Origin of the sequence: Ralstonia mannitolilytica, from assembly GCF_000954135.1 — a bacterium.
GTDB lineage: Bacteria > Pseudomonadota > Gammaproteobacteria > Burkholderiales > Burkholderiaceae > Ralstonia > Ralstonia mannitolilytica.
Map to the genome: position 1 here is coordinate 2,208,252 of NZ_CP010799.1, position 24,708 is coordinate 2,232,959.

The 24,708-nt window shown below is 65.5% G+C and carries 22 protein-coding genes; 17 read left to right on the forward strand and 5 right to left on the reverse strand.

The window, feature by feature from the left end; all coding sequences use genetic code 11:
* Positions 1 to 84: 84 nt before the first annotated feature.
* The 9 genes from TK49_RS10505 (at position 85) to TK49_RS10545 (ending at position 8,131) form a co-directional block, all read left to right on the forward strand.
* Entirely contained in the window at positions 85 to 2,616 is a 2,532-nt protein-coding gene (locus tag TK49_RS10505; RefSeq protein ID WP_045787839.1) for a heavy metal translocating P-type ATPase, read from the forward strand.
* 8 nt (positions 2,617 to 2,624) lie between these two features.
* Entirely contained in the window at positions 2,625 to 2,804 is a 180-nt protein-coding gene (gene ccoS / locus TK49_RS10510) for a cbb3-type cytochrome oxidase assembly protein CcoS (RefSeq protein WP_045786640.1), read from the forward strand.
* 95 nt (positions 2,805 to 2,899) lie between these two features.
* Positions 2,900 to 4,357: a cytochrome-c oxidase, cbb3-type subunit I gene (gene ccoN, locus TK49_RS10515; RefSeq protein ID WP_045786641.1), complete on the forward strand. Its 1,458-nt coding sequence runs from the start codon at positions 2,900 to 2,902 to the stop codon at positions 4,355 to 4,357.
* Positions 4,358 to 4,367: 10 nt separating this feature from the next.
* Positions 4,368 to 5,045 (forward strand): cytochrome-c oxidase, cbb3-type subunit II, encoded by a 678-nt coding sequence (gene ccoO / locus TK49_RS10520; protein WP_045786642.1) that lies wholly within the window; start codon positions 4,368 to 4,370, stop codon positions 5,043 to 5,045.
* 3 nt (positions 5,046 to 5,048) lie between these two features.
* Positions 5,049 to 5,231, forward strand: coding sequence for a cbb3-type cytochrome oxidase subunit 3 (locus TK49_RS10525; protein ID WP_045786643.1), 183 nt, complete (start codon positions 5,049 to 5,051; stop codon positions 5,229 to 5,231).
* A gap of 12 nt (positions 5,232 to 5,243) precedes the next feature.
* Positions 5,244 to 6,167: a cytochrome-c oxidase, cbb3-type subunit III gene (gene ccoP, locus TK49_RS10530; RefSeq protein ID WP_045786644.1), complete on the forward strand. Its 924-nt coding sequence runs from the start codon at positions 5,244 to 5,246 to the stop codon at positions 6,165 to 6,167.
* The gene (gene ccoG, locus TK49_RS10535) at positions 6,164 to 7,627 is read left to right on the forward strand and encodes a cytochrome c oxidase accessory protein CcoG (protein WP_045786645.1); all 1,464 of its coding nucleotides are present in this window, start codon (positions 6,164 to 6,166) and stop codon (positions 7,625 to 7,627) included. The genes ccoP and ccoG overlap by 4 nt, the downstream gene beginning before the upstream one ends.
* 25 nt (positions 7,628 to 7,652) lie before the next feature.
* Complete coding sequence (locus TK49_RS10540) at positions 7,653 to 7,880, forward strand: FixH family protein (protein WP_045786646.1); 228 nt, start codon at positions 7,653 to 7,655, stop codon at positions 7,878 to 7,880.
* Positions 7,877 to 8,131, forward strand: a complete 255-nt coding sequence (locus TK49_RS10545; protein WP_045786647.1) for a hypothetical protein — start codon at positions 7,877 to 7,879, stop codon at positions 8,129 to 8,131. Before TK49_RS10540 ends, TK49_RS10545 begins: the two co-directional genes overlap by 4 nt.
* A 24-nt stretch (positions 8,132 to 8,155) precedes the next feature.
* Here TK49_RS10545 and fnr read toward each other — a convergent pair whose 3' ends face one another.
* Positions 8,156 to 8,884, reverse strand: coding sequence for a fumarate/nitrate reduction transcriptional regulator Fnr (fnr, locus tag TK49_RS10550; RefSeq protein WP_082076305.1), 729 nt, complete (start codon positions 8,882 to 8,884; stop codon positions 8,156 to 8,158).
* 183 nt (positions 8,885 to 9,067) lie between these two features.
* On the opposite strand from fnr, the gene TK49_RS10555 reads away from it, so the two are divergent.
* From TK49_RS10555 to truB, 8 genes are all read left to right on the forward strand, one after another.
* The gene (locus TK49_RS10555; RefSeq protein WP_045786649.1) at positions 9,068 to 9,808 is read left to right on the forward strand and encodes a sulfite exporter TauE/SafE family protein; all 741 of its coding nucleotides are present in this window, start codon (positions 9,068 to 9,070) and stop codon (positions 9,806 to 9,808) included.
* 497 nt (positions 9,809 to 10,305) lie between these two features.
* The gene (gene scpB / locus TK49_RS10560) at positions 10,306 to 11,178 is read left to right on the forward strand and encodes an SMC-Scp complex subunit ScpB (RefSeq protein ID WP_045787840.1); all 873 of its coding nucleotides are present in this window, start codon (positions 10,306 to 10,308) and stop codon (positions 11,176 to 11,178) included.
* A 90-nt stretch (positions 11,179 to 11,268) separates the two neighbouring features.
* Positions 11,269 to 13,020, forward strand: coding sequence for a pseudouridine synthase (locus tag TK49_RS10565; protein WP_045786650.1), 1,752 nt, complete (start codon positions 11,269 to 11,271; stop codon positions 13,018 to 13,020).
* Between the two features lie 212 nt (positions 13,021 to 13,232).
* A complete protein-coding gene (gene rimP, locus TK49_RS10570) occupies positions 13,233 to 13,721 on the forward strand; it encodes a ribosome maturation factor RimP (protein WP_045786651.1) in 489 nt (162 codons plus the stop codon).
* Positions 13,718 to 15,193 (forward strand): transcription termination factor NusA, encoded by a 1,476-nt coding sequence (gene nusA / locus TK49_RS10575; RefSeq protein ID WP_045786652.1) that lies wholly within the window; start codon positions 13,718 to 13,720, stop codon positions 15,191 to 15,193. Before rimP ends, nusA begins: the two co-directional genes overlap by 4 nt.
* A gap of 62 nt (positions 15,194 to 15,255) precedes the next feature.
* Positions 15,256 to 18,144: a translation initiation factor IF-2 gene (gene infB, locus TK49_RS10580; protein WP_045786653.1), complete on the forward strand. Its 2,889-nt coding sequence runs from the start codon at positions 15,256 to 15,258 to the stop codon at positions 18,142 to 18,144.
* 128 nt (positions 18,145 to 18,272) lie between these two features.
* The gene (gene rbfA / locus TK49_RS10585) at positions 18,273 to 18,644 is read left to right on the forward strand and encodes a 30S ribosome-binding factor RbfA (protein ID WP_045786654.1); all 372 of its coding nucleotides are present in this window, start codon (positions 18,273 to 18,275) and stop codon (positions 18,642 to 18,644) included.
* A gap of 2 nt (positions 18,645 to 18,646) precedes the next feature.
* A complete protein-coding gene (gene truB, locus TK49_RS10590; RefSeq protein WP_045787841.1) occupies positions 18,647 to 19,591 on the forward strand; it encodes a tRNA pseudouridine(55) synthase TruB in 945 nt (314 codons plus the stop codon).
* 62 nt (positions 19,592 to 19,653) lie between these two features.
* Here truB and TK49_RS10595 read toward each other — a convergent pair whose 3' ends face one another.
* From TK49_RS10595 to TK49_RS10610, 4 genes are read right to left on the reverse strand one after another with little or no spacing between them, the layout of a single operon-like run.
* Positions 19,654 to 21,210 carry a DHA2 family efflux MFS transporter permease subunit gene (locus TK49_RS10595; RefSeq protein ID WP_045786655.1) on the reverse strand — a complete coding sequence of 519 codons (1,557 nt, stop codon included), beginning with the start codon at positions 21,208 to 21,210 and terminating at the stop codon, positions 19,654 to 19,656.
* A 3-nt stretch (positions 21,211 to 21,213) separates the two neighbouring features.
* A complete protein-coding gene (locus TK49_RS10600; protein WP_045786656.1) occupies positions 21,214 to 22,476 on the reverse strand; it encodes an HlyD/EmrA/EmrK family protein in 1,263 nt (420 codons plus the stop codon).
* Positions 22,477 to 22,525: 49 nt separating this feature from the next.
* Positions 22,526 to 24,037, reverse strand: a complete 1,512-nt coding sequence (locus TK49_RS10605) for an AdeC/AdeK/OprM family multidrug efflux complex outer membrane factor (protein ID WP_045786657.1) — start codon at positions 24,035 to 24,037, stop codon at positions 22,526 to 22,528.
* Between the two features lie 60 nt (positions 24,038 to 24,097).
* Positions 24,098 to 24,547 (reverse strand): MarR family winged helix-turn-helix transcriptional regulator, encoded by a 450-nt coding sequence (locus TK49_RS10610; RefSeq protein WP_045787842.1) that lies wholly within the window; start codon positions 24,545 to 24,547, stop codon positions 24,098 to 24,100.
* Positions 24,548 to 24,708 lie beyond the last annotated feature (161 nt).

Here is a 24,708-nt window from a genome sequence, read left to right on the forward strand (position 1 = left end):
GCAAATGCTCCCACGCCTTGAATCGACAAGCCTTGATACGCATCAAGGGCCAGCACGCCGGGGCCCGCTAGCATGGTCTTCATCATGAGGACCACCCTTGCCCCCAGCCCCTCCCTGCCGGTCGATGGCGGAGGGTCGCTTCGCCTTGCGGGGGCCTCGAGCGTCGCTTGCTATCACTGTGCGGCGCCGTTGGAAGGGGCGGCTCCGCTGCGCGCTGATATCGCCGGACAGCGGCGCGACTTCTGCTGCGCCGGCTGCCAGGTCGTCGCACAGACGCTGCACGCCTCCGGCATGGGGCACGTCTACGACGGCCCCATCGCATTTGCCAAGCCGATCGACGGCGAGCGCCGCACCGAGGCCGAAGCCGTGTGGGCGACCTATGATCTGCCGGTCATGCGCGAACGCTTCGTGCGTGCGCGTGCTGATGGCACGGAAGAACTGGCTCTCGTCCTGGTCGGCATGCGTTGCGCGGCCTGCGTCTGGCTCATCGAGCGTGCGTTGTCGCAGGTGAAGGGCGTGCGTGACGTGACCGTGAACTACGCCACGGAACGTGCGCGCATCGTTTGCGATGCCGGCGCCACGCAGTTGTCCAGCGTGTTTGCCGCCATTGCGGACGTCGGTTACGAGGCATGGCCGGACCAGCCCTCGGTGCGCCGCACGGCCGAGGCCCGTGAGCGCCGCAGCCTGCTGATCCGCCTGGGCATTGCCATGGTCGGGATGATGCAGGTGATGATGTATGCGTGGCCGGTGTATCTGCATGGTAGCGATATTCCGCTTAGCCAGACGCGCCTCATGCAGTGGGCAAGCCTTGCGCTGACGGTGCCCGTGATGCTGATTTCGGCGCGGCCGATGTTCGTCAGTGCGTGGCAGCAACTCCGCCACGCGCATGTCGGCATGGATGTGCCGGTCGCGCTCGGCATCGGCGCCGCCTTTGGCGCGAGCGTGTTGGCCACCGTGCGCGGCCACGGTGAAACGTATTTCGACTCGGTGACGATGTTCGTCGCCTTCCTGCTCGCGGCGCGTTATCTCGAGCTGCGCGCCCGGCAGAGCGCAGTGTCCGGCGCCGAAGCGCTGGTGCGCCAGTTGCCGGCCACGTGCCGACGGATCGACGCGGCGACAGGCGCCCTCGAGACCATTCCGGTGGCGCTGCTTCAGCCGGGCGATTGCGTCGAAGTGCGCGCCGGCGAAGTCCTGCCGGCCGACGGCGCCATTGAGCGGGGCGCTACCGAGATCGACGAATCGCTCCTCTCCGGTGAAAGCCTGCCGCAACCGCGCGATGTCGGTGCGACGGTGCTGGCCGGCAGCTACAACGTGGCCAGTGCCATTCGCGTGCGCGTGGGGCGTGTTGGAGCGCAGACGCGCCTGTCCGCGATTGTCGATCTGCTCGAACGTGCGTTGACTGACAAGCCGCGCATTGCGGAACTCGCCGATCGGGTAGCGGGGCGCTTTGTGGCGGTCGTGCTCGGCTGGGCGCTGTTGGCTGCAGTGGCGTGGTGGTGGATCGACCCGTCACGCATGTTTGCCGTCACGGTGGCGGTGCTGGTGGTGAGTTGTCCGTGTGCGCTGTCGGTGGCAACGCCTTCTGCGCTGGCAGCAGCCAGTGGAGCGCTGGCGCGGCGCGGTGTGCTGGTCACGCGCGGCCACGCCATCGAACACCTCGCCGCCGTCACCGATGTGCTGCTGGACAAGACAGGCACGCTCACCGAAGGCCGACTGCGCCTGGTGCGCATCGAGACCTTCGCCGACGTCGATGCGGAATCGTGCCTCGCGATAGCCGCGGCCATGGAGCAATCCGAAAACCATCCGATCGCGCAATCGCTGCGCTCGGCCGCGTCCGGATGGGCTGCCGAGCCCGAGGTGTCGGCAGTGACAAACGTGCCTGGACAGGGCGTCCACGCCCGTGTCGGAGACAGCACGATGCGCTTGGGTGTGCGGTCGTTCGCGGCACGGCGTTATGCGGATGAGCCCCCGCGCTCGCTGCGCTATGGCTGCGAACCGCCGATGCAGGAGGCACCGCCCGATGCGGCGTGCACGTCGGTCTGGCTTGGCCGCGACGGGTTGCCGCTGGCGCGCTTCACGCTGGCCGATGTGCCGCGCGCCGATGCGCGTGCCTGCCTCGACGCGCTGCGTGCGCAGGGGCTGTGCCTGCATCTGGTGTCGGGTGATTCGCCTCAAACCGTGCAGTGGTGGGCGAACGGCCTTGGCATCGACCATGCCGTCGGCGGTGCCAGCCCTGAAGACAAGCGTGCCTATGTGCGCAGGCTGCAGGCGCGAGGCGCACACGTGCTGGCCGTGGGCGACGGCATCAACGATGCGCCGCTGCTCGCGCAGGCGCAGGTCTCCATCGCGATCGGCTCGGGCGCGCCGCTCGCGCAGGCCGGCGCGGACGCCGTGCTGACGGAGCCGCGCCTCGTCGCCATCAGTGAAGCCATATCGATCGGACGCCGCACCATGCGCGTGGTGCGCCAGAACCTCGGCTGGGCGTTCGCCTACAACGCGATCAGCATCCCGCTTGCCACGCTCGGGTGGCTCTCGCCGCTGGCTGCGGGCATCGGCATGTCGGTGTCGTCGCTACTGGTTGCGCTCAACGCGTGGCGCCTGTCACGCGCGGCTTAGGCGGGCTCATGGAAACGCTGCTTCTGCTGATTCCGCTCTCGCTGATGCTGGTGGCGGCGATCGTCGGTGCGCTGTGGTGGGCTGTGGGTTCCGGCCAGTACGACGACCTCCGGGCCCCCGCTGAATCGATCCTGCTCGACCCCGACACGCCTGCGCGCGACGCCGTGTCGCGAGATGGAACTTCTTGACAGCGCGTGGCCCGCAGCCTTGATGCACGTCAAGGCCGGGTGGCCGCCCGCTTCTTAACATGGTCGTATTACACCAACACTCTTGGGGAGCAAGCATGGAATCGTCCAGCGCGTTGCGGCACACCCAGACCTTCAATTACCGCGTAGTGCGCCAGTTCTCGATCATGACGATCGTGTGGGGCATCGTCGGGATGGCGGTCGGTGCGCTGATCGCGGCCCAGTTGATCTGGCCGCAACTGAATTTTGGCGTGCCATGGCTGACGTACGGCCGGCTGCGTCCGCTGCATACCAATGCCGTCATCTTTGCGTTTGGCGGCAGCGCGCTGTTTGCCACGTCGTACTACGTCGTGCAGCGCACGTGCCAGGTGCGGCTGATTTCCGACAAGCTCGCGGCGTTCACGTTCTGGGGCTGGCAGGCGGTGATCTTGGCAGCGGCCATCACGCTGCCACTGGGCATCACCAGTTCCAAGGAATACGCCGAACTGGAATGGCCCATCGACATCCTCATCACCGTGGTGTGGGTGGCCTATGCCATCGTGTTCTTCGGCACCATCGTCAAACGCAAGACCAAGCACATCTACGTGGCGAACTGGTTCTTCGGCGCGTACATCATCACGATTGCACTGCTGCATATCGTCAACAACGCAGAACTGCCGGTGTCGCTGTGGAAGTCGTATTCGGCCTATGCGGGCGTGCAGGACGCGATGGTGCAGTGGTGGTACGGCCACAACGCGGTGGGATTCTTCCTGACCACCAGCTTCCTCGGGATGATGTACTACTTCGTGCCCAAGCAGGCGGAGCGCCCGATCTATTCGTACCGTCTGTCGATCGTGCACTTCTGGGCGCTGAACTTCACCTACATGTGGGCAGGCCCGCACCACCTGCAGTACACCGCGCTGCCGGACTGGGCGCAATCGCTCGGCATGGTGTTCTCGCTGATTCTGCTGGCGCCGTCGTGGGGCGGCATGATCAACGGGATCATGACCCTCTCGGGTGCCTGGCACAAGCTGCGCACCGATCCGATCCTCAAGTTCCTGGTGGTGGCGCTGTCGTTCTACGGCATGGCGACGTTCGAGGGCTCGATGATGTCCATCAAGACCGTCAACGCGCTGTCGCACTACACCGACTGGACCATCGGCCACGTGCACTCCGGCGCGCTGGGCTGGGTGGCGATGATCACCATCGGCTCGATGTACTACATGATTCCGCGCCTGTTCGGCCAGCAGCGCATGTACAGCACGCGCCTGATCGAAGTGCACTTCTGGGTGGCGACCATCGGCGTGGTGCTCTACATCGCCGCCATGTGGGTTGCCGGTGTGATGCAGGGCCTGATGTGGCGCGCCACCGAGGCCGACGGTACGCTCACCTACAGCTTTGTCGAAGCGGTGAAGGCAACGTATCCGTTCTACGTGATCCGCTTGCTCGGGGGGCTGTGCTTCCTCGGCGGCATGCTGCTGATGGCCTTCAACGTGTTCAAGACCATCCAGGGCAGCAAGGCGGTCGACGCACCCATTCCTCAACCCGCGCAGGCACCGCTGGTCGCGGCACAGTGAGGAGACGAACATGAGCAACGCATCCAAGAAGTTCTTCTCGCACGAGACACTGGAGAAAAACGTCGGTCTGCTGATCGCGCTGACGCTCGTCGTCGTCAGCATTGCCGGGCTCGTGCAGATCGTGCCGCTGTTCTTCCAGCATTCGACCACCGAGCCGGTCAAGGGCATCGCGCCGTATTCGCCGCTGCGGCTGGCCGGGCGCGACATCTACATCCGCGAAGGCTGCGTCGGCTGCCACTCGCAGCAGGTGCGCACGCTGCGTGCGGAGACCGAGCGCTACGGGCACTACTCGCTGGCCGGAGAATCGGTGTTCGATCACCCGTTCCTGTGGGGCTCCAAGCGTACCGGTCCGGATCTGGCGCGGGTGGGCCAGCGCTATTCCGACGACTGGCATCGCATCCACCTGCGCGACCCGCGCGAGGTGGTGCCTGAGTCGAACATGCCGTCGTACGCGTGGCTTGCCAAGACGCCGCTCGACAACCGCGACATCGAAACGAAGATGCATGTGCTGCGCCAGCTTGGCGTGCCGTACACCGATGCGCAGATTGCCGGTGCACGCGAGCAGCTTGCCGGCAAGACCGAGGAAGACGCCGTGGTGGCCTATCTGCAGGGCCTCGGCGTGGAACTGCGCAACGTGGGCGATGTGGCCGCAGCCGCCGCGCCGTCCACGGTGGCGGCAAAGGAGTAAACCATGGCCATGTTGAGTGCAATCGCTACGGCAGTGTTTCTGGTGCTGTTCGTGGGCATCTCCTGGTGGGCATTCTCGGCGCATCGTCGCGCCGCCAATGCCGAATCGGCGATGCTGCCCTTCATGCTGCCTGATGAGGCTGAGGTCGCCGGGGCGCGCATCGATGCGTCGCACCCGCGTCAATAAGGACACCCAATCATGAGCGACTTCATTTCCGATTTCTGGGGGTACTACATCGCGGCGATAGCCCTGGTGGGCATCGCGTGGTGCGTGTGGCTGCTGTTCTCGCAGCGGCGTATCCAGATCGCCCCGGGGCAGAAGGCGGGCGACGACACCGGTCACGTATGGGACGGCGACCTGCGCGAGCTGAACAATCCGCTGCCGCGCTGGTGGATGTGGATGTTCCTGCTGTCGTGCATCTTTGCCGTGGCGTACCTGATCCTCTATCCAGGGCTCGGTGCCTATGGCGGCGTGCTCGGGTTCTCCACGCGTGGCGAGCTGGCCGCGCATCGGGCCGCGGCCGATGCGCAGGTACGGCCCGTCTACGAGCGCTACGCGAGCATGGACATCAAGCAGATCGCCGCAGACCCGCAGGCGCACGAGATCGGCCAGCGCCTGTTCCTGAACAACTGCGCGCAGTGCCACGGCTCCGACGCCGGCGGCTCCAAGGGCTTCCCGAATCTGACCGACAACGACTGGCTGTACGGCGGCGATCCGGACACGATCCTGACGACGATCACCAAGGGGCGGCAGGGCACGATGCCGTCGCTGGCTGGTGTGGTCGATGCCAACCAGGCGGTGAATGTGGCGAACTATGTGCGCTCGCTCTCGGGCCTGTCGTACGACCCGATCAAGGCAGCGCGCGGCGAGCCCACGTTCAAGTCCGTCTGCGCGGCCTGCCACATGGCCACCGGCAAGGGCAACCAGGCACTGGGCGCGCCCAACCTGACCGACCGCACGTGGCTGTACGGCAGTTCCGAAGCGACCATCGTCGAGACCATCCTCAAGGGCCGCAGCAACACCATGCCGGCACACGAGAACCTGCTGTCCCCCGAAAAGATCCGCATGCTCGCCGCCTACGTGTGGGGCCTGTCGAACACGGGCGCGGGCGCACGGCCATGAGCGATCGGGAAGCCGCCTGGCGCCCGATGGCGCCGGCCACTGCAGCCGCGGGCGCAGACGAAGGCCCGACCGAGCAGATGCTCTATGAGGTCAGGCGCAAGATCTACCCGCGCGCGGTGACAGGGGCGTTTGCCCGCTGGCGCGTCTGGCTGGTGCTCGCCACGCAGGCCGTCTTCTATGGCTTGCCGTGGTTCCAGTGGAATGGCCGCCAAGCGGTGCTGTTCGACCTGGGCGCACGGAAGTTCTACCTGTTCGGCCTCGTGCTGTGGCCGCAGGACGTGATCTACCTGACGGTGCTGCTGGTGCTGTCCGCGCTGGGGCTCTTTCTGTTTACGGCGGTGGCCGGGCGGCTCTTCTGCGGTTATGCGTGTCCGCAGACGGTCTACACCGAAATCTTCATGTGGATCGAGCGGCGCATCGAAGGCGACCGCTTCGCCCGCATCCGGCTCGACGGCGAGCGCTGGAGCCTGCGCAAGCTGCGCCTGAAGGCAGCCAAGCACGCCGCCTGGCTGCTGATCGCGCTATGGACGGGCTTCACCTTCGTCGGCTTCTTCACGCCGATCCGCGAACTGGGCCTGCAGGTGTGGACGCTCTCGCTCGGGCCGTGGCAAATGTTCTGGATGCTGTTCTACGCCTTCGCCACGTGGGGCAATGCCGGTTTTATGCGCGAGCAGGTGTGCCGCTACATGTGCCCGTATGCACGCTTCCAGAGCGTGATGGTCGACCGCGACACCTACGTCGTGACCTACGACACGCAGCGCGGCGAACCGCGCGGCAGCCGTTCGCGCAATGCCGACTTTGCAGCGCAAGGCCTGGGTTCGTGCGTTGACTGCAGCATCTGCGTGCAGGTGTGTCCGACCGGCATCGACATCCGCCAGGGCTTGCAGTACGAGTGCATCGGGTGTGGTGCCTGTATCGACGCGTGCGATCAGGTCATGGACAAGATGCGCTATCCGCGCGGCCTGATCCGCTACACGTCTGAGCGGGCCATGCTCGAGGGGCTCAACCCGAAGGAGGCTCGCCGGTACATGCTGCGCCCGCGTGTGCTGGTGTACGCGACCATCATGGTGGTGCTCGTCGCCGGCTTTGTTGCCGCGCTGGCCATGCGTCAACCGCTCAAGGTGGACGTCATCCGCGATCGCGGTGCGCTCGCGCGCGAAGTGGATGGCGGCAAGATCGAGAACGTCTATCGCCTCCAATTGATGAACGCTTCCGAGCAGCCGCTGCACGTGACCATTGCCGCAGAAGGGTTGCCGCAACTCGACGTGCAGGGCGCTCGGGGGGAATCCACCACGTTGGTGCTGCCTCCCGCGGCCAACCGTCTGCTGCCGGTGCGCGTGCGCCGACCGGCTGATGACACGGCTCCCGGTTCACACAAGATTCAGTTTGTCATCCACGCAGACAATGACAGCCACAGCCTCGTGCTGCGCGAGCCGTCCAGTTTCATCGTGCCGCGCTGAGGCGGCATCTCAACAGGAGGCAACGATGCATGCAACGCAATCTTCCTCGTCCGCCCGGCCGTGGTGGCGCGAACCCTGGCCGTGGCTCCTGATGGCCGGCCCGTTCGTTGCCATGATCGGCTGCGGCGTGACCATCTGGCTGGCGGCATCGCACCCGGATGCGGTGATCCACGACAACGTGGTGCGACGCGGGCTCGTCGTCGAAAAGCCTGTCGCGGTGCCGGTCCATGACGTTCGCGGAGGCGCTCGATGAAGCGTCGGCTGCTGATGTGGATCCTGTGGCCGGCGTTCCTGTGCGCCGCGCTGGCCGAGTTGGTCGTGTTCGCGGTCGTGAACCCGGCCGACCTGAGCTTCTTTGGCGAGCAGATCACGGTATCAGACGAGGCCGTTTATACCGTGTCGTTCTTCGTGTTCTGGCTGTTGTGCGGATTGTCGAGCGCGCTCACGCTGTACGTGTCGCCGGGCATCGGCAAACTCGAAGCGCATGAACACCCGCTCGTGTAAGAGGGGCGGGCGGTGAGTGGCAGCTTAGGCAGCCTGGCCGCTCATCACCTGGCGCAGGCCTGCCAGGTCGATCAGCTTGACGTGGCGTTGGCGGATCTGGATGAGCCCGGCCTCGGCAAAGCGCGAGAACAGCCGGCTCACGGTTTCGAGCTTCAAGCCCAGATAGCTGCCCAACTCTTCGCGGCTCATGCGCAGCACAAACTCGGTGGAAGAATAACCGCGCTGCGCCGAGCGCTTGGAAAGGTTCAGCAGGAACGCCGCCAGCCGTTCTTCCGCGCGCATGGAACCGAGTGTCAGCAGCATCAGGTGATCCTGCGAAATCTCCTTGCTCATGATGCGCAGGAACTGATGCTGCAGCGAGGGCAGTCGGCGCGAGAGCTGTTGCAGGTCGTCGTAACGCACGACGCACACTTCGGTGTCTTCGAGTGCCGTGGCGTCCGATACGTGCCGCATCTCGCCAATGCCGTCCAGCCCGACGATCTCGCCCGGCAGATGGAAACCGGTGATCTGGTGCCGCCCGTCTTCGAGCGTCACATGCGTCTTGAGCGTGCCGAAACGGATGCCATACACCGCTTCGAGCGGCTCGCCGAGCGTGTAGAGCGTCTGTCCTTTCTTGATGCGGATGCGCTCTTCGACGAGTTCGTCCATTTTGCGCACGTCATCCGAGCTCATTCCCACCGGCAGGCAGATTTGCCCGAGAACGCAGGTGGAACAACGCGAGGCTTGGTCGGAGAGGGCGATTCGTGTGAGCACAGGGCGCAGTGATTGTGATTATCAGCAGGTCGGGATGAGTAATGCGTTTGGCGCAACTGGCGCCCATTATAGCGGCGGCCTCCCCGTTATCGGGCAGCTCCCATTCCGTAAAGCGCACGATTTGCCGCGGATTTGTCGCGGTAAAACACCAACCTTGCGCCATATCAAAATTACCTCAGAAAAATGACGGCGGCTGTCCTCACGAGTGTCTTCCTGATTGCCCTGCTGGGCGGCGTGCATTGCGTGGCGATGTGCGGTGGTATCGCGCTGGCCGCAGAGCGTGGCGTGGTGGTGCGCGTGGTCTCGCGCCGCCGCCTGTGGTTTGAGCAGGCAGTCATGCATGCCGGACGATTGACCATGTACGGCGTGCTCGGTGCGGCCATGGGAGCGATGGGTGCAACGGTCTGGCGCCAGCAGTGGCTGCCCATTCAGCGCGGTCTGTTTGCGTTCGCCAGCGCATTGCTGCTTGCCTACGGGTTGCTGCTGCTTGTGCGATCGGGCGGGGATGCGTGGCGCAGTTCGCGGCTCGAGCGCGTGCTCGGCCGGCTGACCGGCAGCGTATCTGGCGTGGCTGCAGCTTTGGGTGCCAAGCTGCGCGGGCAACCGCCGCTCGTGCAGCGCTACGTCACCGGCCTGGCATGGGGCCTCGTGCCCTGCGGCATGGTGTACGGCACATTGGCTGTAGCGTTGTTGGCTGGCAACGCGGCGTCGGGCGCGATCGTCATGCTCGCCTTTGGTGCCGGCACACTGCCCAACCTGCTGTTGATGTCGGGCGTGGCCGGCTGGGCACGCGAGTTCTCACGCAGGCGCTGGGCGCGCCGCCTGGCCGCCGCCGCCATTGCCGCATTTGGCCTCGCGGGGCTTGCGCGTGCGATGTGGCTGCCCGAGATGCTTTCTTCACACGGCTTTTGTCTTGTGCTGTAGCCGTTTGAAGCACGGGCCAACCGCCATCCGGCGCAGGGGATGGGCGCTCAAGATCTTCGTGGTTGCGGCGCCGCGCGAAATTGCCCTACAATCGACAACAATTCGACTCGCCAGCCGCGCACATCAACAATGCCAAGCGCGGCGCCCAGCGATGCCATCCAGCGCAAAGGCCGCGAGAGGCCGCCCTGGACAGTCGATTCGGGCAAGCCGCCATTCTTCGTTGGCGGCCGCCCGGCGCAGTATCCGCCCCTCGCGGCGGCGGAAGAAATTGCCCTTGTGGTGCCTGACCGGCACCGGATCAACTCGCTCCTCCGGCCCTATTTTGCGGGCACAGCCACTGCGTTTCGGTGCAAGGCCCAATGGCGTCATTGGCCCTCGCGCGCCGGGCCCGGGTGGGCAACAGCATTCAGAAATGCCGCGTGCTTCGCGGTGGGACGACAAACCTCAAGCGTGACGGCAACCGGCCGCGCGCGAGCAATGACGAGCCGCTCAACCCGATGAATACCCAAGAGGCGAAGATCGTCCTCGAGACCGCGCTGATCTGCGCGCAGGACCCGTTGCGAGTCAATGACTTGCGCAAGCTCTTCGACGAGGACGTCTCGGCAGACACGATCCGCGTGCTGCTCGAAGAACTGCGACAGGACTGGCTGAATCGCGGTGTGGAGCTCGTTGCGCTGGCCTCCGGCTGGCGCCTGCAGAGCCGCCCCGAGATGCGCGTGTACCTTGATCGCCTGCATCCGGAAAAGCCGCCCAAGTATTCGCGTGCAGTGATGGAAACGCTGGCGATCATCGCTTACCGCCAGCCCGTTACCAGGGGGGACATCGAAGATATCCGCGGCGTGACGGTCAACACGCAGGTCATCAAGCAGATCGAAGACCGCGGCTGGATCGAGGTGATCGGCCATCGTGACGTGCCTGGCCGTCCGGCGCTGTACGCGACCACCAAGCAATTCCTCGACGACCTGGGCCTGCGTTCGCTCGACGAGCTGCCGCCGCTCGAAGATGCGCGTGCCCAGGCGCAAGCCAGTCTGCTGGAGCAAGGCGCCATCGAGTTCGACGGTGGCGCGGGCGGCGCGGCTGCAGTGGACGAGCTGACGGCGCTCGTCAACGGGGCGCCGGATGACGGCGCCGCCAACGCGGGCCCGGCGGTCGAGGCGATCGAGGCGGCCGAATCGTCGGGCGTGGCCGAGGCGGAACAGGCCGTCGCCGAAGCGGTGCCCGAAGCGCAGGCAGAAGCGGAGGCCGCCCATGTGGCCATGCCGGCCGACGCCGCAGCGCAACCTGAGCCGGAAGTCGATGAAGACACGCCGGTCGACGAACACAAGGCAATGGCGGAGGCACCTTCGGCCCCCGCCAACGAACACTCTTAATGCCGCGCCAGCCGCTCAGTCGGCGCGTGGCCTGAACCCCCAAATTTGAAAGACGTTGTGAGCACCGAGCCAGATTCCATGGATACACGTATGCCGGCCGACGCCGACGCGCAGCCGCCCCGACAAGAAGGCAGCGACGGCGCCGAATCGTCCGCGCCTCGTCGCAAGGGACTGCGCCGCGGTCTGCGCAACCTTGTCGCTTCGCGACGCCAGCAGCAGGACAGCCGCCCGGAAGGTGAGGGGGCGGATGCTGCCGCTGCGCCCGATGCCGACCAGTCGGCGCAGCCGCGCAAGAGCCGCGCGCCGCGCACGCGGAAACCCAAGGAAGCCCCCGCTGAGGTGGCGGCAGCAGAGGGCGCTGCGCAGCCCGAGCCTGCGTCAGCCGAGGGCCAGGACGAGCGCAGGGGCCCGCGGGGCCGCTTCGGCAAGAACCGCCGTCGCCAGAACGATGGCCAGCAAGGCGCCGAGCGTACCGAGGGCGCGGCTGGCAAGAACGCGGGCGGCCGCGCCAAGGGTCAAAACCGCAGCGGCAAGCCGCAGGGCAAGGCTGGAGCGCAGAACCAGAACCGCGGCGGCAAGGGCCCCAAGGGTGTCAAGGGCGCCGAGGATGTCTTCCAGTATGTGATTTCGGGCGCGTATGACTCCGAGACCGACGCGGGCGGCAATCCGCAGCCCCCGAAGGTCCGGGAGCTCACCGCCGAGGACGACGCCCCCAAGCTGCACAAGATCCTGGCGGATGCCGGCCTGGGCTCGCGCCGCGACATGGAAGACCTGATCCTGCAGGGCCGTGTTTCCGTGAACGGGCTTCCAGCGCACATCGGTCAGCGTATCCTTCCGACCGATCAGGTGCGGGTCAACGGCAAGCTCATCCAGCGCAAGCTGCCCAACAAGCCGCCGCGCGTGCTGCTGTACCACAAGCCGGCCGGCGAAATCGTCAGCCAGTCCGATCCGGAAGGCCGTCCGACCGTGTTCGACGCGCTGCCGCGCATGAAGACCGGCAAGTGGGTCGCCGTTGGTCGCCTGGATTTCAACACCGAAGGGCTGCTGATCTTCACCACCTCCGGCGATATTGCGAACCGTTTCATGCACCCGCGGTACGGCGTCGAGCGCGAATACGCGGTGCGCACGCTTGGTGAGCTGACGGAAACCGACCGCCAGAAATTGCTTCACGGCATCCAGCTGCAGGATGGCGAAGCGAACTTCCTGCGCTGTGTTGACGGCGGCGGCGAGGGTGTCAACCACTGGTATCACGTCGCCTTGACCGAAGGCCGCAACCGCGAAGTGCGGCGCATGTTCGAGGCGGTCAACCTGACGGTGTCGCGGCTGATCCGCACGCGCTACGGCAGCTTCGTGCTGCCGCGCGGCCTCAAGCGGGGACGCTGGCAGGAGGTGCCGGCCGAGGACGTGCGTACGCTGATGAGCACGCTAGGCATGAAGGTGCCCGCGGCCGGCTCCGGTGAGCAGAACCGCCAGGGCAATCGTCGCCGCCAGCCGGCGCCCGTGCTGATGGGGCCGATGTCTTCCGGCTTCACCGGCGAAGCGAACTTCCAGTCGCGCGGCCTCGGGATCGAGAACGGCAACCGCGCGCTGCCGCCGCAACGCCGGCAGTCCAGCCCCCGGCAGCCTGATCCGATGCAGACCTCGATGGGCTACATCAACGTGGGCGGCCCCACCACGCTGACTGCGCGCACCCGCATGGGCGGCCGCCCGGACGGGCGCGGCCCAGGCGGGGCGATGCGAGACGGAAACCGCGTGCCAGGCAACAAGCGCCCGGGCGGAAAAGGCGGCGGCATGCCGAACGGCAACAAGGCTCGCGGCGGCAAACGTGGCGGCAAGCGCTGAGATGGCGTTGAAGGGCGTTGTGTGCGGAATTCGCCACGGCGCCCGCCCGAGCAGCCATGGTGGGCAACTTTTGCGTTTTGCCACAAGACGCAGTACAATGCGAGTCTAATCAAAGGTCATCCTGCAGAAGATGGGCGAATGATATGGGCGTTGCGCCCATTTTTTTTTTGCTTCGGCAGGTTGGCAATACCGGGACATTCTTCAGGAAAAACGTGCATCTGACTGATCTGATTGAGAAAACCCTCGCCGCCATGGGTTATGAGCTGGTGGAAGTGGAACGCGCGCCGGCAGGGTTGCTGCGTGTGTATATCGATCAGGCGGAACGCGGCATCGTCATTGAAGATTGCGAAAAAGTGAGCCATCAGCTCACGCGTGTGTTCGAAGTTGAAAATGTCAACTACGAGCGGCTCGAAGTGTCCTCGCCGGGGCTGGACCGCCCGCTGCGCACACTGGCCGACTTCACGCGTTTCGCAGGCCTCGAGGCCAAGGTGACGCTGCGCCTGCCGGTGGGTGGGCAGAAGAATTTCACGGGAATCGTTCAGGCTCCGACGGGAGAGCCCGGCCAGGAACGGATCGGCCTCGAATTCGAGGGCAAGGATGGCCCGGCGCTGCTGGAATTCACGCTGTCGGAACTCGACCGCGCCCGGCTCGTGCCCGTGCTGGACTTCAAAGGAAATCGAAACAAAGGGAACAAGCAATGAGCCGCGAAGTTCTGTTGCTCGTCGATGCGCTTGCGCGCGAAAAGAACGTCGACAAGGATGTGGTGTTCGGGGCGCTGGAAGCTGCACTGGCTTCGGCGACCAAGAAGCGCTTTGAAGAAGACGTGGATGTGCGCGTGGCGATCGACCGTGAGTCGGGCGAACACGAAACCTTCCGCCGCTGGCTCGTCGTTCCCGACGATGCTGGGCTGCAGGAGCCGGACAAGCAGATCCTGCTGTTCGAAGCCCGGGAGCAGGACCCGGATATCAATGTCGACGACTTCATCGAAGAGCAGATCGAGTCGGTGGAGTTTGGCCGCATTGGCGCCCAGGCGGCAAAGCAGGTGATCCTGCAGCGCATCCGCGATGCGGAGCGCGAGCAGATCCTGAACGACTACCTGGATCGCGGCGAGAAGATCATGACCGGCACCATCAAGCGTGCCGACAAGAAGGGCCTGATCGTCGAATCCGGCCGCGTCGAAGCGCTGCTGACGCGCGACCAGATGATCCCGAAGGAAAATCTGCGCACCGGCGACCGCGTGCGTGCCTACATCCTGAACGTCGACCGCAGCGCACGCGGCCCTCAGATCGAGCTCTCGCGCACGTGCCCCGAGTTCCTCATCAAGCTCTTCGAGAACGAAGTGCCTGAAATGGAACAGGGCCTGCTCGAGATCAAGGCCGCTGCGCGTGACCCGGGCGTGCGTGCGAAAATCGCGGTCGTCGCGCACGACAAGCGCATCGACCCGATCGGCACCTGCGTCGGTGTGCGCGGTACGCGCGTGACGGCTGTGCGCAATGAAGTCGGCGGCGAGGCTGTGGACATCGTCCTGTGGTCGGAAGACCCGGCGCAGTTCGTGATCGGTGCGCTGGCGCCGGCGCAGGTGCAGTCCATCGTCGTTGACGAAGAAAAGCACAGCATGGACGTGGTGGTCGACGAGGAAAACCTCGCAGTGGCCATTGGCCGCAGTGGCCAGAACGTTCGCCTGGCGTCCGAGCTGACCGGCTGGCAGATCAACATCATGACGCCGGCCGAATCGGCACAGAAGCAGGCCGAGGAAAGCTCCGTGGTCCGCAAGCTGTTCATGGACAAGCTCGACGTGGACGAGGAAGTGGCCGACATCCTGATCGAAGAGGGCTTCAGCTCGCTCGAGGAAGTTGCCTACGTGCCGCTGCAGGAAATGCTGGAAATCGAAGCGTTCGACGAAGACACCGTCAACGAGCTGCGCAACCGCGCCCGTGACGTGCTGTTGACGATGGAGCTGGCGAAGGAAGAAAAGGTCGAGAAGGTGTCGCAAGACCTGCGCGACCTCGAGGGGCTGACCCCGGAGCTGATCGGCAAGCTGGCCGAGGGGAACATCCAGACGCGTGACGACTTGGCCGAGCTGGCCGTAGACGAACTGGTCGAAATGACCGGCGTCAACGAAGAACAGGCCAAGGCGCTGATCATGAAGGCGCGTGAACACTGGTTTTCGTGAGTCGCATAAACGTTGATCGTTTATCGCAATCCTCACTGAAACCAAGCATCGAAAGGGTTTGAATGGCAAGCACAACAGTTGCCCAACTCGCTGGCGAATTGAACCGTAGCGCATCGGCGCTGCTGGAACAATTGCAGGCCGCGGGCGTGCAAAAGGCGACGCCGGAAGACGTCATCACCGAATCGGACAAGACCCGTCTGCTCGACTATCTCAAGCGAGCACACGGCAGCGCCGAGGATGGCGCGCGCAAGAAGATCACGATCACGAAACGCGAAACCAGCGAGATCCGCCAGGCGGATGCCACCGGCAAGACACGCACCGTGCAAGTGGAAGTCAAGAAGAAGCGCGTGCTCGTCAAGCGTGATGAGCCGACTTCGGCGGCCGCGGACGCGGAAGCCGCACCGGCTGCTCCGGTGGTCGATGCTGAAGAGATGGCGCGCCGCGAGGAAGAACAACGCCGTCAGGCCGAGTTGCTGGCCCGCCAGGAAGCCGAGCTCAAGGCGCGCCAGGAAGCGATGGAGCGCGAAGAGGCCGAGCGTCGCGCGCGCCAGGAAGCTGCCGAAGCGGAGCAGAAGCGCCAGGCTGAACTCGCCGCCAAGAAGGCGGAGGAAGAAGCTGCAGCCGCCCGCGCCGCAGCCGAAGCGTCGGACGAAGCCCCGCGCCGCAAGGCCGAGGAGGACGCCGCACGTCTGGCGAGCGAGCGCGAAGCCGCGCAGAAGGCCGCCGACGAGGCCCGCGTTGCCGCCGACAAGATCAAGGCTGAAGAGGACGCTGCACGCAAGCGCCGCGAAGCTGCCGAGGCCGAGGCGCGCGCCATTCGCGAAATGATGAACGCGCCGGCGCGCGTGCTGAAGACGCCTGCCGAGCGCAAGGCCGAAGAAACGAAGAAGGCCGAGCAATCGGGCACGCTGCACAAGCCGGTTAAGCCGGCGGGCGAAGCGCGCACCGCTCCCGCTGCCAAGAAGGCTGCTGCACCGGTATCTACACCTGCGGCCGCACCGTCCGGCGACAAGAAGGGTGGCCGCGGCAAGTCGGGTTGGCAGGAAGATTCCCGCGGTGGCAAGCGCGGCGGTCTGAAGACGCGCGGCGACACCGGCGGTGGTGTGGACGGCTGGCGTGCGGGTTCCAAGGGTGGCCGCAACCGTCACGGCGACGACAATCGCAACGCCTTCCAGGCACCGACGGAACCGGTGGTGCGCGAAGTGCACGTGCCGGAAACCATCTCCGTGGCCGATCTGGCGCACAAGATGTCGGTGAAGGCCGCCGAGGTCATCAAACAGATGATGAAGCTCGGCCAGATGGTCACGATCAACCAGGTCCTGGACCAGGAGACCGCGATGATCGTGGTCGAGGAAATGGGCCATCAGGCGGTTGCTGCCAAGCTGGACGACCCCGAAGCACTGCTGATCGAGGGCGCTGAGGAGCAGACGAATGCCGAGGCGCAGACCCGTCCGCCGGTCGTGACCGTGATGGGCCACGTCGACCACGGCAAGACCTCGCTGCTCGACTACATCCGCCGCGCCAAGGTGGCGGCGGGCGAAGCCGGTGGCATCACGCAGCATATCGGCGCGTACCACGTCGAAACGCCGCGCGGCGTCATCACCTTCCTCGACACCCCGGGTCACGAGGCCTTCACGGCCATGCGTGCACGCGGTGCCAAGGCGACCGACATCGTGATTCTGGTCGTGGCTGCCGACGACGGCGTCATGCCTCAGACGAAGGAAGCCATTTCCCACGCGAAGGCCGCTGGCGTGCCGATCGTGGTGGCGATCACCAAGGTGGACAAGCCCGAAGCGAACCCGGACCGCGTCAAGCAGGAACTGGTTGCCGAGAGCGTGATTCCGGAAGAGTACGGCGGTGACTCGCCGTTCGTGGCGGTGTCGGCCAAGACTGGCCAGGGCATCGACGACCTGCTGGAAAACGTGCTGCTGCAGGCCGAAGTGCTGGAATTGAAGGCGCCGGTGGATGCTCCGGCCAAGGGCCTGGTGGTCGAAGCCCAGCTCGACAAGGGCAAGGGCCCGATCGCGACCGTGCTGGTGCAGAGCGGCACGCTCAAGCGGGGCGACGTCGTATTGGCGGGCACGGCCTATGGCCGCGTGCGTGCGATGCTTGACGAGAACGGCAAGCCGGCCAAGGAAGCCGGTCCGTCGATCCCGGTGGAGATCCAGGGCCTGTCGGAAGTGCCGGGTGCCGGCGAAGAAGTGCTGGTGCTGCCGGACGAACGCAAGGCACGCGAAATCGCACTGTTCCGCCAGGGCAAGTTCCGCGACGTGAAGCTGGCGCGCCAGCAGGCTGCCAAGCTGGAAAACATGCTGGAGCAGATGAGCGAAGGCTACGTGAAGACGCTTGCGCTGATCATCAAGGCCGACGTGCAGGGTTCGCAGGAAGCACTGGTGCATTCGCTGCAGAAGCTGTCGACCGACGAAGTGCGTGTGCAGGTCGTGCACGCCGGCGTGGGCGGCATCAGCGAATCCGACGTCAACCTGGCAACCGCGTCGAAGGCCGTCATCATCGGCTTCAACACGCGCGCCGATGCGGGTGCACGCAAGCTGGCCGAGCATCAGGGCATCGACATTCGCTACTACAACATCATCTATGACGCTGTGGATGAGGTGAAGGCGGCCATGTCGGGCATGCTCTCGCCGGAGAAGAAGGAAGAAACGACGGGCCTCGTCGAGGTGCGCCAAGTCTTCCATGTGCCGAAGGTCGGTGCGGTGGCCGGCTGTATGGTGCTCGATGGCATCGTCAAGCGCAGCTCGCTGGTGCGTGTGCTGCGCGACAACGTGGTCATCTTCTCGGGCGAGCTCGATTCGCTCAAGCGCTTCAAGGACGACGTGAAGGAAGTGAAGGCCGGTTTTGAATGCGGTCTGTCGATCAAGAACTTCAACGACGTCAAGGAAGGCGATCAGCTCGAGATCTACGAGATCACCGAGGTGGCGCGTACGCTGTAATGCAGTGGCCGGGCGCTATGGCGTCCGGCACGAATTTGCGACGGTGGCCGGGCGCGTCCCGCGCCACCGTTTTGTTTTTTGGGGCGGGCTGACCATGATGCCGGCACGCTCATGTGAGGAACCACACTATGCCGAAGAAATCCGGGTCGGCCTCGGGCCGCAATGTGCGCATCGCAGACCAGATCCAGCGCGATCTGGCCGAACTGATCCAGCGCGAAATCAAGAACCCCGCGATGGGCCTGGTGACGCTGCAGTCGGTGACGCTCACGCCGGACTACGCGCACGCCAAGGTCTATTTCACGGTGCTGGGCGCCGAACCCGAGGCCGCCGCCGCCATCCTGAACGAGAAGGCCGGTTATCTGCACTCGCTGCTGTTCAAGCGTCTGCACATCCACACGGTGCCGACGCTGCATTTCCACTTTGACGGCTCGGTGGAGCGCGGGATCGAGATGTCGCGCCTGATCGACGAGGCCAACGCCACGCGAGCCAAAGACGACTGATGATGGCTGAGCAACCCGCGCCCAAGCCGGTGAAGCCGCCGCGCCGCGACGTGCATGGCGTGCTCCTGTTGGACAAGCCGATCGGCTGGTCGAGCAACGATGCGCTCGTGCGCGCCAAGCGTCTGCTGTGGGCCAAGAAGGCCGGGCATACCGGAACGCTGGACCCGCTCGCCACGGGCCTGCTACCGCTGTGCTTTGGCGAGGCGACGAAGTTTTCCCAGGATCTGCTCGAAGCCGACAAGACGTATGAAACCATCGTGCGGCTCGGCATCAGGACAAGCACCGCTGACGCGGAAGGCGAGGTGCTGAGTGAGCGCCCGGTATCGGTCACGCCAGAGCAATTGCAGGCGGCCGTCGCCGGTTTTGTCGGTGAGATCGACCAGGTGCCGCCGATGCACTCTGCCTTGAAGAAAGACGGTAAGCCGCTGTACGAATACGCCCGTGCCGGCCAGACCGTGGACCGCGCCGCGCGCCGGGTGACGATTCATGCCATCGATGTGCTCGCAACGGACCTGGAGGCCGCAGAGCCGACGGTCACCTTGCGCGTGTCGTGCAGCAAGGGCACCTATATCCGCACACTCGGCGAAGACATTGGTGAGGCGCTGGGCTGCGGCGCGCACCTCGTTGCGTTGCGCCGTACGCGGGTAGGCGAGCTGACGCTGGACGGTGCGGTGAGGCTGGAAGCGCTGGACGCTGCCACGGAGGACGCCCGCATCGCCTTGTTGGCGCCGGTGGACGCGTTGCTGCAAACGCTGCCCCGCCTGGAACTCGATGCTGAGCAGAGCCGCCGTTTTCTGCATGGCCAGCGCCTGCCCTTGCACTTGACGTTGCCGAACGCCGATCACGTCCGCGTCTATGGCGTACGCGATGGCGCGGTTGCATCGCTGCTCGGTGTGGCGGTGTGGCGCGGCGGGGTGTTGCGCCCTGAACGCCTGGTGCACCTCTGAGCGAATCCGGACAAAAAAACCACGCGTTGCTGCGTGGTTTTTTTGTTGACGCGATGGCCGCCTCAGTGTGCCCCGGCCGCAGCCTCTGCCCCGCCCGCCGACTTCGCCGGCTTCGTCAGCCAGATGAAGACGATCAGCACGATGAACAGCACCGCCGAGATCCAGAAGATATCGTTGGCGCCGAGCATCGCGGCCTGTTGCGAGATCACCCGCTCGATCACGCCGTTGGCCTGCAGGTTCGGCATGCCCAGTTGCGTGTACTGGTTGATCGACGAAGCATAGGCAGGGTTGTACGGATTCGCATGTTCGACCAGCTGCGCGTGGTGCAGGGCAGACCGGTTGTCCCACACCGTGGTCGAGACCGACGCGCCGATACCGCCAAACATGATCCGCACGAAGTTCGACAGGCCCGATGCAGCCGGAATCCGCTCGGGTGGCAGGCCCGAGAGTATGATCGACGTGAGCGGGATGAAGAACATCGCCATGGCCGCGCCCTGGATGAGCGTCGGAATCATCAGCGTCCAGGTGTCGACCTGCGTCGTGAAGTGCGAGCGCATCCAGAACACGAGCGCGAAGGTCATGAACGCGGTGGTTGCCACCCAGCGGGCGTCCATCTTCGGCAGGTTCTTGCCGATCACGGGCGAGAGGATGATGGCGAAGATGCCCACCGGGGCCATGATCAGACCCGCGTCCGTCGCGGTGTAGCCGACGATGGTCTGCAGCCACAGCGGCAGGATCACCAAGTTGCCGAAGAACAGCCCGTACGCCACGGAGATCGCCACCACTCCGGCGCTGAAGTTGCGGCCCTTGAACAACGTCAGGTCCACCACCGGATGATCTTCGGTCAGCTCCCAGACGAGGAAGAACGCGAAGCCTACGACGGCGATGACCGTTAGCAGCACGATCTCCGTCGAGTTGAACCAGTCCAGCTCTTTGCCGCGATCAAGCATCAGTTGCAGCGAGCCCACCCACAGCACGAGCAGCGCGAGACCGATCTTGTCGATCGGCAGGGAACGCGTGGGCGATTCGCGGTCCTTGTAGATGACCCAGGTCGCATAGGCGGCCAGGATCCCCACGGGGATGTTGATGTAGAAGATCCACGGCCACGTCATGTTGTCGGAGATCCAGCCGCCGAAGATCGGCCCCATGATTGGCGCAACGAGTGTGGTCATGCCCCACAGCGCCAGCGCCATGGAGCTTTTCGCGGGCGGATACGTCGACAGCAGCAGCGATTGCGACAGCGGAATCATCGGGCCGGCCACTGCGCCCTGGATGATCCGGGCGGCAATCAGCATGCCCATGTTGGGCGCCAAACCGCACGCCCACGACGACAGTACGAACAGGATGATCGACGTGACGAACAGGCGCACCTGCCCGAAACGCTGCGTCAGCCACCCCGTGAGCGGCACCGAGATGGCGTTGGCCACCGCGAACGAGGTGATGACCCACGTGCCCTGGTTCGGAGCCACGCCGAGGTCGCCTGAGATGGCCGGGATCGACACGTTGGCGATGGACGAGTCCAGCACGTTCATGAATGTCGCCAGTGACAGCGCCACCGTACCGATCGCCAGTTTGGCGCCGGTCAGTGGCGGTAGCGGCTTGGGCGCGGCGGTTGCCATGCGTCAGACCTTGGGTGCGGGTTGCGAAGTGCGTGATGCGGCGGCCGGTGCGGTGCTTGCCGCGCCGCGGCCGGCGTTGGCGGCGATGATGCTGGCGATGACCTGGTCGGCTTCCTTGCCGGCTTGGTCGTACACCGTCGTTTGCAGCGGAGAGGCCGTCGCCGCGGTAGCCAGTGCCTGGCCGCCTTCGTCGTGGATATCGACCTTGGCTTCCATCGACAGGCCCACGCGCAGCGGATGCTCTTTCAGTTCCTTCGGATCGAGCGACACGCGCACCGGCAGGCGTTGCACCACCTTGATCCAGTTGCCCGTGGCGTTCTGTGCCGGCAGCAGTGAGAACGCCGAGCCCGTGCCGGCCGAGAAGCCGACCACCTTGCCGTGGTACGTCACGCTGCTGCCATACACGTCGGCCACCAGTTCCACCGGCTGGCCCACGCGCATGTGGCGCACCTGCACTTCCTTGAAGTTCGCGTCCACCCACAACTGGTCCAGCGGCACGATCGCCATCAGCGGCGTGCCCGGCGCGACGCGCTGGCCGACCTGCACCGAGCGCTTGGCCACATAGCCCGTCACCGAGGCGGGCAGGCTCGTCCGCGCATACGCGAGGTAGGCCTCGCGCACCTTGGCTGCGGCCTGCAGCACGTTCGGGTGACGCTCCAGCGTGGTCTGCTCGGTCAGCACGCGGTTGCCCTGCAGCTGCTCCTTGGCGGCTTCGAGCGCAGCCTGCGCAGCCTGCACGGCGGTTTGCGCGTGCGAGATCTCTTCTTGCGAGACCGCGCCCGTGCCGGCGATTTGCTTGCGGCGTGCCAGGTCATCCTTGGCCTTGGCGAGGTCGCTTTCGCGCATGGCGAGCGTGGCGGTGTAGGCGCTGGTGTTCGAATACAGCGTGCGCACCTGGCGCACCGTCTGCGCAAGCGCGGCTTCGGCCTGCTCCAGGGCGACGCGTGCGTCCGCGCGGTCCAGTTCGATCAGCGGCTGGCCGGCGGTCACGAGTTGCGTGTCGTCGGCGCGGATGGCCACCACGGTACCCGCCACTTGCGGAGTCACTTGGACCACGTTGCCTTGCACGTACGCATCGTCGGTCGACTCAAACCAGCGGCCGTAGAGGCCCCAGTAGAGACCGTAGCCGACACCGGCCACCACCAGTGCGGCGGCCAGCGTGGTCAGCATGCGCTTGCGTTTTCCGTTGCCATTGCCGTTCGGGGCGGCCGCCGGCGTCGGCGCGGGGGCAGCGGACGGGGCGGCTTGGGGCTTGTTGTCACTCATGATGTTGGCTCGAAAGAATGCGTTGGAACGTTGGGTTCTGGAATCCGGGTCAGCTGTTCGACGTGGCCTGTGCACGCTTCGCGCCAGGCAGTTCTTCGGCGGTATAGCCGCCGCCCAGGGCCTTGATCAGGGCCATCTGTGCGTCCAGGCGGCGCGCCTGCAGGTCGGTCGCGAGCTTGCGCTGCTGCAGCACGGTCGTCTCCGCGTTGAGCACGGTCAGCTGCGTGCCGAGGCCTGCGCTGTAGCGCGTGCGTGCGAGGCTGTAGGCACGTTCTGCCTCACTGAGCGCCGTGCGCTGGATGGCGATCTGCGAGTCCAGGCTGTGCAGCGCCGTGATCTGGTCGGCCGTGTCGTGCAGGGCTTCGGTCAGCGTCTGGTTGTAGCTCGCGACCGCCGCGTCATAGCTGGCGTACTTGCCGCGCAGGTTCGCGCGCAGCTTGCCGCCCTGGAAGATCGGCAGCTTCAGCGCCGGGCCGATGCCGAGTTGACGCGACGCGCCGAGCAGCAGGTTTTCGGGCGCGATGGATGCAAGTCCGAGGAACGCCGTCAGGCTGATGTCCGGCAGGAACTCCGCCTTGGCCACGTCGATGTCCTTGGACGCCGCCTCGACGCGCCAGCGCGCGGCCACGAGATCCGGGCGGCGGCCGATGAGGTCGATGGTCAGGTTGTCCGGCAGCCGCGGCGTGGGTTGCGCCAGCAGTGTCGGGCGCGTGATCGACTGGCCGCGGTCGGGGCCCTTGCCCAGGAGCGCGGCCAGCTGGTTGCGCGCCAGCGTGATCTGTTCGTCGACCTGCTCGAGTTCGGTCTGCGCCGCTGCAACGTTGGCGCGGGCCTGCGTCGTTTCGACCTGTGTATCGAGGCCCGCACGCAGGCGCTGGCCGGCCAGCGAGGTCAGGTCCTTACGCTGGGCGATGGTGCGTTCGGCCACGTCGCGCTGTGCATAGAGCGCAGCCAGCTTGGCGTAGGTGCGCGCAACGGTGGTGGACAGCATCAGCCGCGCAGCCTGGCTTTCGGCCTCCATCGCTTTGTCGTCGGACAGGGCGGCTTCCAGCGCGGAACGGTTCTTGCCCCAGAAGTCGAGGTCGTAGCTCACACCGAGCTGGATCTTCGATTCCGTGAACCAGCGGCCGGCCAGCGGCGTGCCTTCGAACATGTCGTACTCCGACAGGCGCTGGCGCGTGGATTCCGCCTCGAGGCCCACGCTCGGGTACAGGTTGCCGCGCACCACGTCCGCCATGGCGCGCGAGGCGCGCACGCGGGCGAAGGCCACTTGCAGGTTCGGGTTGTCCTTGATCGCCTCGTCCACCAACGCGCGCAGTTGCGGGTCATTGAACTGGTCCACCCAGTTCACCGACGGCCATTGGCCGCCCTGCGACGGAAGTGTCCGGGTGCTGGCCAGTTGCCCGGGGGAGGTCAGGGTCTGCGTGCTGTGCGAATTGCCGAGATTGGCGCAGCCGGCCAGCACGGCCACTGCGATGGCGGAAAGCGCCACAGCCATGCTGCACGCAGGCCGACGGCCTGGGAGCGGAGGTGCCTGGGTGGCGGAGGTCGAGGCGTTCATGTTGGTTGATAGGTCAAGCGATCGGGAGAGACGAAAACGTGGGCATCCGGATTCCAGACGTCAGTGTTGGCTGGCGCGCGAGCGGCTGCCTTCGGCGCCGGCGCCGTTATCGAGGATGCGCTTGAGCAGCGTGCGCAGCGTATCCACGTCGCCCTGCGTGAATCCGGCAAAGAACCGGTTCAACACATGCGTATAGATGGCCGGCATGCGGTCGGCCAGCTCACGCCCTGCCTCGGTCACTTCCAGGTGAACCACGCGGCGGTCGGACTCGCTGCGCACGCGCTCGATCAGGCCGCGCTTTTCCATGCGGCTGAGCATGCGGGTGAGCGAGCCGATGTCGGTGTTCAGTTCGCGGCCCAGATCGGTGGCCGTCTGGCAGCGCCCGTTGGCTAGCAGCACCAGGCAGCTGGCCTGCGAGTGCGTCACGTCCATCTGCGCGACTTCCTGTTCGATCGCCATGGAGAGTGCCGTCTTGGCACGCCCGACGAGGTAGCCCACGCTTTCGCACATGCGGTAGTCCTCCACGCGGAACAGGGCTCCAGCGGCAGGGGTTTCGGTGGTGCGGCTTGTCTGTTCGGACATCTTATGTATGTGCAATCATTGTCGGGACAAATATACGAATCGATGCAGCAAACGGCAAGGTACTGAATGTGCGATTTCAGTTTTGGAAA

Coding starts and splice junctions, on each gene's coding strand:
- TK49_RS10555 (WP_045786649.1), top strand. CDS start 9,068: ATGACGGCGGCTGTCCTCACGAGTGTCTTCCTGATTGCCCTGCTGGGC.
- TK49_RS10595 (WP_045786655.1), bottom strand. CDS start 21,210: ATGGCAACCGCCGCGCCCAAGCCGCTACCGCCACTGACCGGCGCCAAA.
- TK49_RS10545 (WP_045786647.1), top strand. CDS start 7,877: ATGAAGCGTCGGCTGCTGATGTGGATCCTGTGGCCGGCGTTCCTGTGC.
- rbfA (WP_045786654.1), top strand. CDS start 18,273: ATGCCGAAGAAATCCGGGTCGGCCTCGGGCCGCAATGTGCGCATCGCA.
- TK49_RS10565 (WP_045786650.1), top strand. CDS start 11,269: ATGCCGGCCGACGCCGACGCGCAGCCGCCCCGACAAGAAGGCAGCGAC.
- scpB (WP_045787840.1), top strand. CDS start 10,306: ATGAATACCCAAGAGGCGAAGATCGTCCTCGAGACCGCGCTGATCTGC.
- ccoP (WP_045786644.1), top strand. CDS start 5,244: ATGAGCGACTTCATTTCCGATTTCTGGGGGTACTACATCGCGGCGATA.
- truB (WP_045787841.1), top strand. CDS start 18,647: ATGGCTGAGCAACCCGCGCCCAAGCCGGTGAAGCCGCCGCGCCGCGAC.
- infB (WP_045786653.1), top strand. CDS start 15,256: ATGGCAAGCACAACAGTTGCCCAACTCGCTGGCGAATTGAACCGTAGC.
- nusA (WP_045786652.1), top strand. CDS start 13,718: ATGAGCCGCGAAGTTCTGTTGCTCGTCGATGCGCTTGCGCGCGAAAAG.
- ccoN (WP_045786641.1), top strand. CDS start 2,900: ATGGAATCGTCCAGCGCGTTGCGGCACACCCAGACCTTCAATTACCGC.
- ccoG (WP_045786645.1), top strand. CDS start 6,164: ATGAGCGATCGGGAAGCCGCCTGGCGCCCGATGGCGCCGGCCACTGCA.
- ccoS (WP_045786640.1), top strand. CDS start 2,625: ATGGAAACGCTGCTTCTGCTGATTCCGCTCTCGCTGATGCTGGTGGCG.
- TK49_RS10505 (WP_045787839.1), top strand. CDS start 85: ATGAGGACCACCCTTGCCCCCAGCCCCTCCCTGCCGGTCGATGGCGGA.
- ccoO (WP_045786642.1), top strand. CDS start 4,368: ATGAGCAACGCATCCAAGAAGTTCTTCTCGCACGAGACACTGGAGAAA.
- TK49_RS10540 (WP_045786646.1), top strand. CDS start 7,653: ATGCATGCAACGCAATCTTCCTCGTCCGCCCGGCCGTGGTGGCGCGAA.
- TK49_RS10600 (WP_045786656.1), bottom strand. CDS start 22,476: ATGAGTGACAACAAGCCCCAAGCCGCCCCGTCCGCTGCCCCCGCGCCG.
- TK49_RS10525 (WP_045786643.1), top strand. CDS start 5,049: ATGGCCATGTTGAGTGCAATCGCTACGGCAGTGTTTCTGGTGCTGTTC.
- TK49_RS10610 (WP_045787842.1), bottom strand. CDS start 24,547: ATGTGCGAAAGCGTGGGCTACCTCGTCGGGCGTGCCAAGACGGCACTC.
- TK49_RS10605 (WP_045786657.1), bottom strand. CDS start 24,037: ATGAACGCCTCGACCTCCGCCACCCAGGCACCTCCGCTCCCAGGCCGT.